The following is a 12,462-nucleotide window of genomic DNA, read 5'->3' as shown; positions in this document are numbered from 1 at the left end:
ACCAAAACTTTTTAATAGCGAGATTTTCTGATATGCGAGAAAGGAAAACTTTCGGATTATTGTCCATGGATATGACGCCATCGCTACGCGGTCTTCAGGCATTCGATGCTGCTGCGCGAACGGGCAGCTTCGCCACGGCGGCTCTCGAATTGAGCGTATCGCCAGCCGCCATCAGCCAGTTGGTGCGTATGCTGGAGGAGCAGCTTGGTCGCAAGCTGTTTCATCGGCAGAACCGTCGCATCACGTTGACGGAGGCCGGCCGAGAGGCGCTTCCACGCCTGACGGCAGCGTTTGAAGAAATTCGCAGTGTCTCCAGCGTCTTGCGCGGCGGCGTCGCCCGCCCGTCGCTGACCGTGTCGGTGCCGCCATCGATGCTTGCCGGATGGCTGCCGGCGCAGTTTGCCGATTTTGCCGCGACGCATGGCGTCGTCGACGTGTCGATGCGAGGCGAGGACGATCCCGTCTCCTTCGAGCGCGACAGGATAGATATCAGGCTTTCCTATGGCCGATTCCATTATCCAGGCCACGTTACGCAGGAGCTTGCGACGGATGCGGTCTATCCGGTCTGCTCCAGGCGTCTGCTCGCCGAACTCGGTTCGCTTGCGAGTGCTTGCGAGTGCTTGCGCTTTGCTTGATGCGCCGTTGATTCACACTGACTGGGGGCCGGTTGCCGCAGCCTATCCCTCGTGGTCGACCTGGTTCGAGGTGCAGGGGCTGCCGCCCAATCCGCGCATACGCCATGGCCTGACGGTCAACAGCTCACGCGCGGCACTCGATCTGGCGGAGCATGGTCTGGGCATTGCGCTGGGGCAGGGCATCTATGTCGCACCGCTTTTGGACGAGGGCAGGCTGGCTGTGGCGATGAACATATCGCATCGACTGAGCCAACCCTATTGCCTGACGGTCCTGGAGCAGAGCGCCCGCAAACCGGTCGTCGGCCTGTTTCGCGACTGGCTGTCGCGGCGCTGTATCGCTGCGATCGAGCATCCTGGGTTTGGCCCGTAGATCGCATCGTCCCGGCTGCGAAGGAGACGATGATCCGCGGCACTAACCGACGATGGTTTCATAGTCACGTCTGGTCTTGCTTGCGAGCCAAATCTTCGGTGAACTTTTGTTGCAGCTCGATGCTCTGCGCCAGCACGCGCTGCAAAAGCTGAAGCTCGGTCTCGGTGAAACTGGCCAGCATCGAGGCGCCGGCTTCGGCGACGGGTCCGTAGACTTCGGCCGTCAATTGCTCGGTTTTCTCGGCGGTTTCGATCAATACCTTGCGCCTGTCTCCTTCGTCGCGCCGGCGGCGGACGAAACCGCGGCGCTCCAGCCTGTCAATCAGTGCGGTGACCGCCGGCGGCGTCAGATTGATCTCCTGGGCGATACGACTGGCGGTCTGGGGGCCGTGAAACAGAAAGCTCAGGCAGAGACGCTCCGAAATGTTCAGGTCGTAGATTTTCCCGACCATTTCGTCGAATTTCTGCGTCGCGTCCTGCCATCGCATGATCATGCGCCCGATGGCGTCGATCAGCTGGTTTCGATCCGTCATTGACATATTAATTCCATGATCTAATAGTTAGATGACTTTAAGTAATTTTATGAGTCCCCAATCATGGAGATAAATTTGATCATGGCAAGCATGGAGCTTCGGAATCGGCGGGTAGCCATTGTCGGTGCGGGAATAGCAGGACTTGCGCTGGCTGTTGCGCTCAGCCGCAAAGGCTGTCGCCCTCTCGTCATGGAGCAGCGCGAGAGGGAGAGCCTCGGCATGGACGGGCTGTTTCTGACCCTGGCGCCGAATGGCATGAACGCGCTCAAAGCCCTGGGCCTCGATCAAGCCATCATCGACGTCGGCGTGACGATGAGCGGGCTGACGCTGTTCAACGAAGCGGGCAAGCAACTTGGCATCATCGACTATTCCCGAAATCAAAGCGATTTCGGTGCCTCTTCCGTCACCGTCCGGCGCGGCGCAATCGTCCAGGTCCTGCTCGATGCAGCGCTTGGGCTTGGCGTCGAGATCAGATTCGGATCCAGGATCGCTCTGACACGCAAGACGTCTGCCGGCTTCACGCTCAAGATCGACCAGGAAGAGCAGGCCTTCGATGCGATCATTGCTTGCGACGGCCTGCGCTCGACGGTCCGGCGGATGGCATTTCCAGATGCTCCCGAGCCGGCCTATACCGGTCTGATCGGCACAGGCGGTGTCGTGGACGGCGAGGCGATAGCGCCGACGCATGGACAGATGAACATGGTCTTCGGTCGCCAGGCATTCTTCGGCTATATCCGGGACGAGGGCGGGCCGACTTTCTGGTTCAATACCTATGCGGCTGACGACCTCAGGGGCGGCAGCAACTGGGACAGCCGCGCGGAAGCCGCCAGGATCGCAGCGATGCACCGGGGCGACCCGCTCGACATCCCGGAAATCGTCAAGGACCTGACCGCCATCGATCGCAACTACCCGATCTACGACATGCCCGCACTGCCTCGCTGGTGGAGCGACAATGTGTTGTTGATCGGCGATGCTGCGCACGCGGTGGCGCCGCATTCCGGCCAAGGCGCCTCGATGGCGCTTGAGGATGCGATCGTCCTGTCGGAATGTCTTGCAAACGATCCAATACCGCACGCTTTCCAGCGCTTCGAAAGCCTGCGGCGTGACCGGACAGCGCAGGCGATCAAGCTCGGGCGCCGCAGCGGTTCGACCAAGAAGGCCGAAAGCTGGCTGTCGCGACGCATCCGCGACTGGCTTCTTCCCCTGTTCCTGCCGATGAGCGGGCGGATGCAGGCGCAACTCTTCCGCCACCGTGTCGATCTCAATCCACTCGCTATGCCGGAACGCTGAAGCTGGACTGCCGCCCGGACCTTCAGATGACCAGGAAGTCCGTCTCCGACACGTTCAGATTGGCAGCGATGGTTGCGAACTGGACAGCTTTGCCGCTGGCCGAGCCGTCTTCGTCGTAGAACAACGCACCCGTCGTTGCGTCATAAACGATGTGGACATGCGTATCGGAGGCTGCACTTCCCGTCTCGAACGCATCATCAGCGAGTTTGCCTTTGGCGAGCGTGGTGAAAATGGCGTGGTCGAGCACGATCTTGTCCTCGCCCACGACAAAATCCTTGATCGTATCGATATTGCCGGCGCCCAGTTTCGTGTCGAAAACGAACTGGTCGCTGCCCTTGCCGCCCGTCAGCGTGTCATTGCCCAGGCCGCCATTGAGCTTGTCGTCGCCATCTCGGCCATTGACCGTGTCATTCCCGGCAAGTGCTGCGATCGTGTCGGCAACGTTCGAGCCGTGCAGCTTGTCACTCCCGGGGGTCGGCCGGATATAGGTCGGGCTGCCGCCGAAGGGGCTGCCAAGCGAGTCGAGATCGCGGCTCGGCGCGGCATAGGGAATGAAGCCGTCCTTGAGCGCCAGCTTCTCGAACTCGGCCACTTTCTTCGGATCGTTGAGATAATCGACGACATAGACCGGCTTGCCGTTGTCGAGGAAGTCGTGCTTGAGAATGTTGATCGTCTGCTTATCGGGGTGCAAACGATTGTTTTCGTCCTTGTTGCCGCGGAAATAGAGATCTTCGACGCCGATGCCGCCGATCGCGTTCAGATAGGCTTCCTTGCGTGCCTTGTCACTGCCGAGGTCTTCGAGAATCCATTCGCCGTTCTGCGGGATGACGAAGAAATCCGGATTGGTCTCGCGTGCATGCGCCGTCATGTCGACGACGAAATCGACCATGCGCTCGGCCGCCTGCTTGTCATTCTTCGGATCACCCGGCTCCTGATCCTTGGCTGAGACTTCGCTGCCCCAGAAATAATAAGCGTCGATAATGTCGAGATAGGCGGCGTCGAAACCGGCCTTGACGATGCCGTCGAGCTCGCCCGTGCCCTTGTCGTTGTAGATGATGTTCTGCCAGTCGGACTCCCAGTAGCGTACCTTGCGCGATTCCGGCCAGTCGGGATTGGTCGGGCCGAGAAAGTCCGGCGCGTCGTCGGTCAGCTTGCCGCTTGCCTTGCCGTTGGTGGTCCAGTCCTTGTCCCAGAAGTCGCGAAAATCGTCGGCTTCGCCGATCGACAGATAGGAGGCAGCGAGCGTGCGTCCGCCCATCCCGTCCTTGATCTGGCTAAGCTCGTCGGACGTGAAACGGGTCGCGTCGCTGCCGTTATGGGTGGCGTCGATGACCATGAGGTCATAGGTCGCGGAGGCTAGGTCGCCCGTGTTGAGCGGTCGGCCGTTCAGCCCCTGCAACTCATAGCCCCAATTGCTGACGGAGACAGGGCCGGTCGAGGTTTTGTATTTGATCATCATTATTCCATTTTGAAGATCGATATCGTTCAGTCCACCCTACTGTTTCACCGCGATGATGAACAGTCGCGGGAAACGGAACAGCGTCTTGCCATCGGCAAGTTTGGGATAGGCCTTATCGAGTCGCGCCTGATAAGCCGTGAGGAAATCGCCTTGTTGCTCCGGAGCGACGCGGGCGAGATAGGGCATGAGACCCGTGCTCTTGACCCATTCGACAATCCCCGCAGCACCGTCCATCGGGTGATTGTAGATCGTGTGCCAGATGTCGAGCCGGGCCGATTTTCCGATCAGCCGGCTGTAATAATCTGATGTCGTGGGCATGTCGGCGCGGCGGGCCGAGCTTGCGGCGAAAGCAGAACTCCACGGTCCGTCATGGGCGGTTTCCTCCATCAGGAGGTGGCTGGGTTCGTTGCGATTGTCGGGCATCTGTACAGCCAGCACGCCGCCGGGCACCAGCGCCTCCATCAGCCGGTCGAAGATCTCGATATGATCCGGCAGCCATTGGAAGACGGCGTTGGCGAACAGCAGGTCCTGCGGTTCGGAAGGATGCCAGGTCGCGAGATCTGCCTGCTCGAAGCGCGTGCCGGGCAGGCGCTTGCGAGCCGCGCCAAGCATGTTGGCGTCGCTGTCGAGGCCGGAAATGCCGGCCGCCCCCCAGCGCTCGATAAGAAGTTCGGTGGAATTGCCCGGCCCGCAGCCGAGGTCGATGCCGCGTGTCACCTCGGCGAGCGGCACTTGGGCAAGCAGGTCACGCGCCGGGCGGGTGCGCTGATCCTCGAACTTGACATATTGAGTGGGAGACCAGGCCATCGCGCGACTCCTTTGCAAGTTGTTGGCCTCGTCTCCCATGCCTTGCTGCGGCGGTCAATGGTGCCACCGCACGCGATAGCGTCTTGGTAAAAGTTGCCTATACCGCAAATGCCCCCAGCAACGACTTCGGTTCCAGATAGGCCTCCAGCCCGAAACTGCCGAATTCGCGGCCGATGCCGGACTGTTTGAAGCCGCCGAACGGTGCCTTCGGCTCCAGATAGCTGCCGTTGATCTGCACGCGGCCCGCCTGCAATTGCGAGGCGACCTCGACGGCATGCCGGTGATCGGCGCCGATGACCATGGCCTGCAGGCCATAGTCGGTCTCATTGGCGATGGCGATCGCCTCGGCCTCGTCGCGATAGCTGATGATCGACAGCACCGGTCCGAAGATCTCTTCGCGGGCGATCGCCATGTCGTTGGTGACATGGGTGAACACCGTCGGTTTGACGAAATAGCCATCCAATCCCTCCGGCTTGCCTTCTCCGCCGGCGAGCAGGGTGGCGCCGCATTCGGTGCCGATGCGGATATAGCGCTGCACCCGCTCCCATTGTTTCTGGCTGACCATCGGCCCGACCCTGACTTCGGGATCGCTGGGGTCGCCGACCTTCACGGCTTCGACGGCAGCCTTGGCCAGATGATTGAACTCTTCGAGCCTGCCCTCGTGGACCAGGATACGCGTACCGGCAATGCAGGCCTGGCCCGAATTGTTGAAACCAGCCTGAACCGCGAGCGGGATCGCCTTTTCGAGATCGGCGTCGGGCAGGATCACGGTCGGCGACTTGCCGCCGAGTTCCAGTGTCACCCGCTTCAACGTATCAGCCGCGTTGCGCATGATCGTCTTGCCGACCACGGTTGAGCCGGTGAAGGAGATTTTGGCGATATCGCGGCTGCGCGTCAGTTCGTCGCCCACCACATCGCCGCGGCCGTTGACGAGATTGAACAGGCCCTTCGGCAAGCCGGCGGCATGAATGGCCTCAAGCACGACCTGGGTCTGGATGGCGCTCATTTCGGAGGGCTTGACCACGACCGAGCAGCCTGCGGCGAGCGCGGTGGCGAATTTCGAGCAGATGAAGCCGGCATTGGAATTCCACGGCGTGATCAGCGCCGCCACGCCCACCGGCTCCATCACCACTTCGGCCTGGCCGACGCGGCGGGTGAGCGGATAGTCTTCGAGCACCTGTGCTGYGTTGGCAAAGGCTGAAGCCGCGTAAGGCGCACTGAAGGAGCGGAAATAGTCGGGCGCGCCATATTCCTCGCGCATGGCTTCGGCAATGTCCTTTTCCCGCGCCGACACGGCAGCATGCAATCGCTTCAACAGGTCGATCCGTTCGGCCACCGTGGTTTTCGAAGACACCGCGAAGGCCCGCCTGGCTGCCGCGATTGCCCGGCGTGCATCCTCGACATCACCGAGCCGAACCGTGCCGATCACCTTGGCCGTCGTCGGGTTGTAGAGCTCGAACAGGCCCTCGCCATGTGGCGTGACGAATTCCCCGTCGATATAGATCTTGTCGATGCTTCTCATGGGTATTGCTCCTGGTGGTGATGTCGATGCCCAGGAGATAGAGCGCTGGTATTGATCCGATAAGCAGCATAAATACGTATGCGGTGATGCAGGAATCGAAACAATGCGCGACAATGTCAGCGAATATGAAATGATTGTCCGGCTCGCCCAGACCAGCAATTTTCGCGCCGCTGCCGCCGAACTCGGCATGTCGCCCTCGGCTCTCAGCCATGCCGTCGCCGCCGTCGAAGCAAGGCTCGGCATCCGGCTGTTCAACCGGACGACCCGCAGTGTGTCGCTGACCGAAGCCGGCGAACAGTTCGTCACCCGTGTCGCGCCAGCGCTTGTCGATATCCGCAGGGCGGTGGAGGACATCAATGTCCATCGCGAACGGCCGGTCGGCACATTGCGGCTCAACATGGCAGTCGGCGCAGCACGGCAGTTCATGCCGACCATCCTCGACTATCTGCGCCGCTATCCGGAGATGAAGGTCGACCTCGTCACCGACAACAAGCTCATCGATATCGTCGCGGGCGGCTTCGATGCCGGCATAAGGCTCGCAGAATATCTGCCGCAGGACATGATCTCGGTGCCGCTCGGCGATAAGCAGTGCATGGTCGTGGTTGGTTCGCCCGGCTATTTCGCCCTCAATCCGCCCCCGGTGACGCCGGCCGATCTCCAACATCATCAATGCATCCGCATGCGCATGCCCAATGGTACGATCTGGTCATGGGAATTCGAACGGCGCGGCGAAATCCTCACCGTCGACGTCTCCGGAGTGCTCACCCTTGATGAGCCGAACCTGATGCTGGAGGCGGTGCTGGCCGATCTCGGCCTCTGCTACATGAACGAATGGCAGATCGCCGGTGCTATCGCCGATGGCAGGCTGGTGCGCGTGCTCGAGGAATGGACGCCACCATTCCCCGGCCTCTGCCTCTATTATCCCGGCCGCCGGCATGTGCCGGCAGGCCTGCGCGCATTGATCGAGCTGATCAAGGAAACGCGCGCTCAAACCTTTCAGTCGGCCAGTGCCTTGTCGATGTCCTGAGCGATGACCGGATCGGTCACCGGCATATTCGGCGAATAGCGGCCGATCACCTGGCCTTCACGCGAAACGAGGAATTTCTCGAAATTCCACAGCACGTCTTCAGGCTTTTCCGGCCCAAGCCCCGAATCGACCATGCGTTTGCGGAAGGCTTCGGCTCCGGCCGGCTCCGGCTGCGCCTCAGTCAGCGCCTTGTAGAGCGGATGCTGGTCGCCGCCCTTGACCGAGACCTTAGAGAACATCGGGAAAGTCACATCATAAGTGAGCGAGCAGAAGGCGGCGATCTCTTCTTCGGTGCCTGGCTCCTGGCCTTTGAAATTGTTGGCCGGAAAGCCGAGGATTTCCAGGCCTTCGCCGTTCTTGGCGCGATAGAGTGCTTCCAGCCCCTCATATTGCGGCGTCAGCCCGCATTTCGAGGCAACGTTGACGATCAGCAGCACCTTGCCGTCGTAATCGGCGAGCTGGGCGGGCGTGCCGTCTATGCGGGTTAGGGGGATGGACTGGATATCGGTCATAGGAGGCTCCGAGCGGTGGCAATAGCGTTCAGGTGATGAAGAAAAGTGCGCGAAGGCAATGCCACCAAATGCCGCGCCCGTCCAGCCTCGCCAAAGGACAGTCTCATCCCGATTGCGTGACCCGCCGAACACTGGCGCTCGCCGGCTGTTGTGGATTGGCGTGGCGTCGGAAAAGAAAATTGCAGCCGATTACCAGTGCCGCGCCGATCAGCGTGGCGATCAATCGATCGGTCAGCAAACCGGTCTCCGGCGGCTGGCCGTGATCGAGGATGAAAACGATGATCATCGTCTGGACCACGGAATAGATGAGATAATTGCCGGCCCGCGCCAGCGGTCGGATGGCGGCTAGAATGACGAAGAGGCTGAGCAGCAGCGCCTGCGGCGGCCAGTGAAACAGGAAAAGCCCGCTCAACCCCACGCCGAGCGCAGTGCCCACCACGCGCTGCGTCGTCTTGAGCGGCACGATTTCGATCTGCCGCTCGGTCAGCAGGGCAACGGCGAGCGTGATCCAGAGGAAATGATGCCCCGGCCAGGCGTAGCGGATGACGGTGGCGATCGTCAGCCCAATCACCAGCCGAAGCGTATATTGCCAGCCGGCGACCTGCCACAGCAGGCGGCGCCAGCGTGCCCATTTCTGCGCCGCTGTCGCGGTGGAGGCGGCCGGCTCGTCAAAAGGTGGCGGTTGATATCCCATCGATCGCCTTACAGAGGCGATCAGCAGGCCGATCGCGATCGTCAGCCCCATGCCACCGATGGCAAGCAGGACAAAGAAAACCTTGTCCGAGACCTTTTCCGCTGCCGAAAAGGTCAGCACCAGATAGGGAACGAAGTATGCGGCCGCGACGGCAGCGGGGCGGCTGTAGCCGCCGAACAATGCCGCGAGACCCGCCAGCAGAATCATCAGCCCTTCGGCGGGCCAGCCATGCCCGGCCAGCAGCGCAGCCAGCACGGTCGCCGCGATGGCTGGTGCGGCGCTGATAGCAGAGGTCGTCAGTTCCGCGTCTCGGCTGAGGCCCTGGGCGATGCCGCCGATCATCAAACCACCGAGGCCGGCGGCAAATCCCGAGGGCAGGTGGCCCGTCGTCGACGCGAAGACAGCGGGTCCGGCGATGCCGAGTGCAGAGCTGCCGATTTCGACCCAGCCGGGCCTCTTTTCGACCGACCAAGCCAGCGATCGGGCAAAATGGGAACGCCATGCGGACGACGACATGTTATATCCTTCCCGTGATACGTTTCAAATTAATACGCTATGCGTATTAATTTTTCAAGACAGGGATTTGCATGAACAATGAGGATGCGGCGCTGATCGTGCGCGGGATACTGTCGCTTAATCGGCGGCTGCGAGCGGCACGCCCTCCCGGATCGGTCAGCCTTTCGGGACTCGGCATTCTCGGCACGCTCCGTCGCAAGGGGCCAATGCCTGCTGCGAGGCTAGCGGACGAGGAGAACCTGCAGCCGCAATCGCTGACCCGGCTACTCGCCGGCCTCGAGGAAGATGGCTTGATCGAGCGCACCACAGGTGTGACCGATCGCCGGGAAAAGCTCGTGGCGCTGACGGCGCACGGATTGTCCGTCCTAGTCGCCGACATCGAGGCGCGTAGCCGCTGGCTCAGTGTGGCGATTGAGGACCTCGAACCGCAGGAACGCGACACCTTGCTCCATGCCGCGATACTGATGGCGAGGCTGGCCGAGAGGGCCGATTAGATAAACTCGCCTTTCTCCTCCCGCACCGCCTCATGCAGGAAATCGGCGACAATGCGCACGCGTGCCAGATCACGGGCACTCTCGTGGAAAATCGTCCAATAGGTACGACGGATTTCCGTCTCCGGCATGACCCGGACAAGATCCGGATATTGCCGGGCGATGTAATTGTGCAGGATGCCGATGCCCGCGCCGGAGCGCACGGCCTCGGTCTGTCCGATCGCCGAGGAGATCTCGAAACCGGCACTCCAGTTGCGCATCACCTCACCGGTGAAATTCAGCGATTGTGAGAAGATCAGGTCCTCGACATAACCGATGCGGCGATGCGTCTTCAGGCCCTCGGCGTCCTCCGGTGCACCGTTGAGGTTGGCATAGCCGCGCGATGCGTAGAGGCCGAGCGTGTAGTCGGTGAGTTTTGAGGAGATGAGGCGCCCCTGTTCGGGCCGCTCGAGCGTGATTGCGATATCCGCCTCGCGGCTCGACAGCGAAAAGGCGCGCGGCACCGGCACGAGCTGGATCTTCAATTCCGGATGCCGCTCGATCAGCCGTCCCATGCGCGGCGCCAGGAAACAGACGCCGAAGCCATCTGGCGCGCCGATCCGCACCGTGCCGGCGATAGCCGTGTCGGTACGGCCAAGATTGGCCTGTGCGGCCAACATCTCGGTTTCCATCCGCTCCGCGGACGCCAGGAAAATTTCGCCTTCGGCCGTGAGTTCGCAGCCATTGGTGCGGCGGACGAAAAGCCGGGTCTTGAGTGCCTCTTCAAGGGCGGTCAACCGGCGTGAAAGCGTGGCGTGGTTAACCCCGAGCCGTTTCGATGCCGCGAGAATCTGGCCGGTGCGGGCCACCGCGAGAAAGATGCGGACATCGTCCCAGTTCATGGCAGTCCTGATACAAACCCAACGTCGTTGATTGAGTTTGTATCAGGCTCGAATTGCATGCGACAGCGCTATTTCAGCGCCGCCACCAATCCCGCCGTCGAGCTGTCCAGCCCCTCGGTTCCCTTCGTGCCCTGCACGACCGGGAGCAGGCCCGTCGCCAGTTCCTTGCCGAGTTCCACGCCCCACTGGTCGAAGGAATTGATGCCGAACAGCGCCCCTTCGACGAACACCCGATGTTCGTAGAGCGCGATCAGCCGGCCGAGTGCGTAAGGTGTGAGCTTGTCATAGACGAAGGTGATCGACGGACGATTGCCGGTGAAGACGCGGTGCGGGGCGATATAGTCAGCCTTCTTCTCGTCCCAGCCCATGCCCATCAGCTGCGCCTTGGCTTCGGCGAGCGAGCGGCCCTTGAGCAGCGCCTGCGACTGCGCCAGGCAGTTCGACATCAAGAGTTCGTGCTGGTAACGCAGTTCGGGCTCGAATCCCTGCTTGGCGATCATGAACTCGACCGGGATATGGTCGGTGCCCTGGTGCAGCAGTTGGAAGAAGGCGTGCTGGCCGTTGGTGCCCGGCTCGCCCCAGACGACGGGGCCGGACGAGCCATCGACCGGTGAGCCGTCCATCTGCACGCCCTTGCCGTTCGACTCCATGTCGAGCTGTTGCAGATAGGCCGGAAAGCGGCTCAGCCGCTGGTCATAGGGGATGACGGCGCGCGAGGTCAGGCCAAGAATGTTGCGCTGATAGTAGCCGATCAGGCCAAGCAGCATCGGCAGGTTCTGGTTCGCTGGAGCCGTGCGGAAATGCTTGTCCATCGCATGCGCGCCATCGAGGAATTTACCGAAATTCTCCGGGCCGATGGCGACCATCAGCGGCAGGCCGATGGCCGACCAGATCGAATAGCGACCGCCGACCCAATCCCAGAAGCCGAAAACGCGATAAGGATTGATACCAAAGGCCGCGACCTTATCGAGCGCCGTCGAGACGGCGGCGAAATGGTGCTGCACGGCGTCTTCGCCAAGCGCCTTGACGATAAACGCACGCGCCGTCTTGGCATTGGTGATCGTCTCGACCGTCGTGAACGTCTTGGAGGCGACGATGAACAGCGACGTCTCGGGATCGAGCAGCTTGATCGTGTCAGCGATATGGGCGCCGTCGATATTGGAGACATAATGCGCGCGCGGGCCGTCATGGAACGGAGCGAGCGCCAGCGTCGTCATGACAGGACCAAGATCGGAGCCGCCGATGCCGATATTGACGATATCGGTGATCTTCTTGCCGGTCGCACCCGTGATCTTGCCGGAGCGGATGCCGTCGGCAAATTCGCTCATCGCCTCCAGCACGTCGTTGACCTCGGGCATCACGTCCTTGCCGTCGACCATGACAGGCGTGTTGGAACGATTGCGCAATGCCGTATGCAGTACCGCGCGGTTCTCGGTGATGTTGATGATCTCGCCCTTGAACATCGCTTCGCGCTTCGCAGCCACACCGCCGGCATCGGCCAGTTCGGCGAGCAGAGCGAGGACCTGATCGTTGATCGGGGTCTTCGAATAATCCATCAGCAGGTCTTCGAACCGGACATGGTATTTGTCGAAACGGCCGGGATCGCTGGCAAAGGCCTCGCGGATCTGGGTAGCATGGGTGGAGAGGGCGATTTCCTTGAGTTTCGCGACTATGACCTGCATGGCGAGTCCTCCTGATGGCTGTGCGAACCTAGCGATTTAAATCG

Annotated in this window: 13 protein-coding genes; 5 read left to right on the top strand and 8 right to left on the bottom strand. The window is 61.3% G+C overall.

What is annotated here, in order from left to right; all coding sequences use genetic code 11:
- Positions 1 to 65 precede the first annotated feature (65 nt).
- Both AC1D06_RS11720 and AC1D06_RS11715 read left to right on the top strand, forming a co-directional pair.
- Positions 66 to 635, top strand: a complete 570-nt coding sequence (locus AC1D06_RS11720; protein ID WP_477875777.1) for a LysR family transcriptional regulator — start codon at positions 66 to 68, stop codon at positions 633 to 635.
- Positions 636 to 642: 7 nt separating this feature from the next.
- Positions 643 to 1,005: a LysR substrate-binding domain-containing protein gene (locus AC1D06_RS11715; RefSeq protein ID WP_477875776.1), complete on the top strand. Its 363-nt coding sequence runs from the start codon at positions 643 to 645 to the stop codon at positions 1,003 to 1,005.
- 64 nt (positions 1,006 to 1,069) lie between these two features.
- Here the strand turns inward: AC1D06_RS11715 and AC1D06_RS11710 are convergent, their stop codons facing one another.
- Positions 1,070 to 1,537: a MarR family winged helix-turn-helix transcriptional regulator gene (locus AC1D06_RS11710; protein WP_477875775.1), complete on the bottom strand. Its 468-nt coding sequence runs from the start codon at positions 1,535 to 1,537 to the stop codon at positions 1,070 to 1,072.
- A gap of 81 nt (positions 1,538 to 1,618) precedes the next feature.
- Here AC1D06_RS11710 and AC1D06_RS11705 point away from each other — a divergent pair, with 81 nt between their 5' ends.
- Positions 1,619 to 2,827 (top strand): FAD-dependent oxidoreductase, encoded by a 1,209-nt coding sequence (locus tag AC1D06_RS11705; protein WP_477875774.1) that lies wholly within the window; start codon positions 1,619 to 1,621, stop codon positions 2,825 to 2,827.
- Between the two features lie 22 nt (positions 2,828 to 2,849).
- Here AC1D06_RS11705 and AC1D06_RS11700 read toward each other — a convergent pair whose 3' ends face one another.
- From AC1D06_RS11700 to AC1D06_RS11690, 3 genes are all read right to left on the bottom strand, one after another.
- Positions 2,850 to 4,283, bottom strand: coding sequence for an MJ1477/TM1410 family putative glycoside hydrolase (locus tag AC1D06_RS11700; RefSeq protein WP_477986351.1), 1,434 nt, complete (start codon positions 4,281 to 4,283; stop codon positions 2,850 to 2,852).
- Positions 4,284 to 4,322: 39 nt separating this feature from the next.
- Complete coding sequence (gene tam, locus AC1D06_RS11695) at positions 4,323 to 5,093, bottom strand: trans-aconitate 2-methyltransferase (protein WP_477986350.1); 771 nt, start codon at positions 5,091 to 5,093, stop codon at positions 4,323 to 4,325.
- 97 nt (positions 5,094 to 5,190) lie between these two features.
- On the bottom strand, positions 5,191 to 6,615 hold the full coding sequence (locus AC1D06_RS11690; RefSeq protein WP_477986349.1) for an aldehyde dehydrogenase family protein: 1,425 nt from the start codon (positions 6,613 to 6,615) through the stop codon (positions 5,191 to 5,193).
- A 103-nt stretch (positions 6,616 to 6,718) separates the two neighbouring features.
- On the opposite strand from AC1D06_RS11690, the gene AC1D06_RS11685 reads away from it, so the two are divergent.
- On the top strand, positions 6,719 to 7,642 hold the full coding sequence (locus tag AC1D06_RS11685) for a LysR family transcriptional regulator (protein WP_477875770.1): 924 nt from the start codon (positions 6,719 to 6,721) through the stop codon (positions 7,640 to 7,642).
- Here the strand turns inward: AC1D06_RS11685 and AC1D06_RS11680 are convergent.
- Both AC1D06_RS11680 and AC1D06_RS11675 read right to left on the bottom strand, forming a co-directional pair.
- Positions 7,612 to 8,154, bottom strand: a complete 543-nt coding sequence (locus tag AC1D06_RS11680; RefSeq protein WP_477986348.1) for a glutathione peroxidase — start codon at positions 8,152 to 8,154, stop codon at positions 7,612 to 7,614. The two genes, AC1D06_RS11685 and AC1D06_RS11680, sit on opposite strands and share 31 nt — an antisense overlap.
- A gap of 103 nt (positions 8,155 to 8,257) precedes the next feature.
- On the bottom strand, positions 8,258 to 9,364 hold the full coding sequence (locus AC1D06_RS11675; protein WP_477875768.1) for an FUSC family protein: 1,107 nt from the start codon (positions 9,362 to 9,364) through the stop codon (positions 8,258 to 8,260).
- A 71-nt stretch (positions 9,365 to 9,435) separates the two neighbouring features.
- Here AC1D06_RS11675 and AC1D06_RS11670 point away from each other — a divergent pair, with 71 nt between their 5' ends.
- Positions 9,436 to 9,858 carry a MarR family winged helix-turn-helix transcriptional regulator gene (locus AC1D06_RS11670; RefSeq protein WP_477986347.1) on the top strand — a complete coding sequence of 141 codons (423 nt, stop codon included), beginning with the start codon at positions 9,436 to 9,438 and terminating at the stop codon, positions 9,856 to 9,858.
- On the opposite strand, the gene AC1D06_RS11665 is transcribed toward AC1D06_RS11670, so the two are convergent.
- Together AC1D06_RS11665 and pgi are read right to left on the bottom strand one after the other, a co-directional pair.
- Positions 9,855 to 10,736 carry a LysR family transcriptional regulator gene (locus AC1D06_RS11665; protein WP_477986346.1) on the bottom strand — a complete coding sequence of 294 codons (882 nt, stop codon included), beginning with the start codon at positions 10,734 to 10,736 and terminating at the stop codon, positions 9,855 to 9,857. The two genes, AC1D06_RS11670 and AC1D06_RS11665, sit on opposite strands and share 4 nt — an antisense overlap.
- Before the next feature lie 68 nt (positions 10,737 to 10,804).
- On the bottom strand, positions 10,805 to 12,418 hold the full coding sequence (pgi, locus tag AC1D06_RS11660) for a glucose-6-phosphate isomerase (protein WP_477986345.1): 1,614 nt from the start codon (positions 12,416 to 12,418) through the stop codon (positions 10,805 to 10,807).
- Between the last annotated feature and the right edge of the window lie 44 nt (positions 12,419 to 12,462).

It is taken from the genome of Rhizobium sp. P2_G2, assembly GCF_056403555.1.
The sequence above is the reverse complement of the archived record's forward strand: the minus strand, read 5'-3'. Positions and strand labels throughout refer to the sequence as shown.

Bases quoted from the DNA above. Each gene is read 5' to 3' on its own strand.
- AC1D06_RS11670 (WP_477986347.1), top strand. From the start codon at position 9,436: ATGAACAATGAGGATGCGGCGCTGATCGTGCGCGGGATACTGTCGCTT.
- AC1D06_RS11685 (WP_477875770.1), top strand. From the start codon at position 6,719: ATGCGCGACAATGTCAGCGAATATGAAATGATTGTCCGGCTCGCCCAG.
- AC1D06_RS11705 (WP_477875774.1), top strand. From the start codon at position 1,619: ATGGCAAGCATGGAGCTTCGGAATCGGCGGGTAGCCATTGTCGGTGCG.
- pgi (WP_477986345.1), bottom strand. From the start codon at position 12,418: ATGCAGGTCATAGTCGCGAAACTCAAGGAAATCGCCCTCTCCACCCAT.
- AC1D06_RS11700 (WP_477986351.1), bottom strand. From the start codon at position 4,283: ATGATCAAATACAAAACCTCGACCGGCCCTGTCTCCGTCAGCAATTGG.
- tam (WP_477986350.1), bottom strand. From the start codon at position 5,093: ATGGCCTGGTCTCCCACTCAATATGTCAAGTTCGAGGATCAGCGCACC.
- AC1D06_RS11680 (WP_477986348.1), bottom strand. From the start codon at position 8,154: ATGACCGATATCCAGTCCATCCCCCTAACCCGCATAGACGGCACGCCC.
- AC1D06_RS11720 (WP_477875777.1), top strand. From the start codon at position 66: ATGGATATGACGCCATCGCTACGCGGTCTTCAGGCATTCGATGCTGCT.
- AC1D06_RS11665 (WP_477986346.1), bottom strand. From the start codon at position 10,736: ATGAACTGGGACGATGTCCGCATCTTTCTCGCGGTGGCCCGCACCGGC.
- AC1D06_RS11675 (WP_477875768.1), bottom strand. From the start codon at position 9,364: ATGTCGTCGTCCGCATGGCGTTCCCATTTTGCCCGATCGCTGGCTTGG.
- AC1D06_RS11710 (WP_477875775.1), bottom strand. From the start codon at position 1,537: ATGACGGATCGAAACCAGCTGATCGACGCCATCGGGCGCATGATCATG.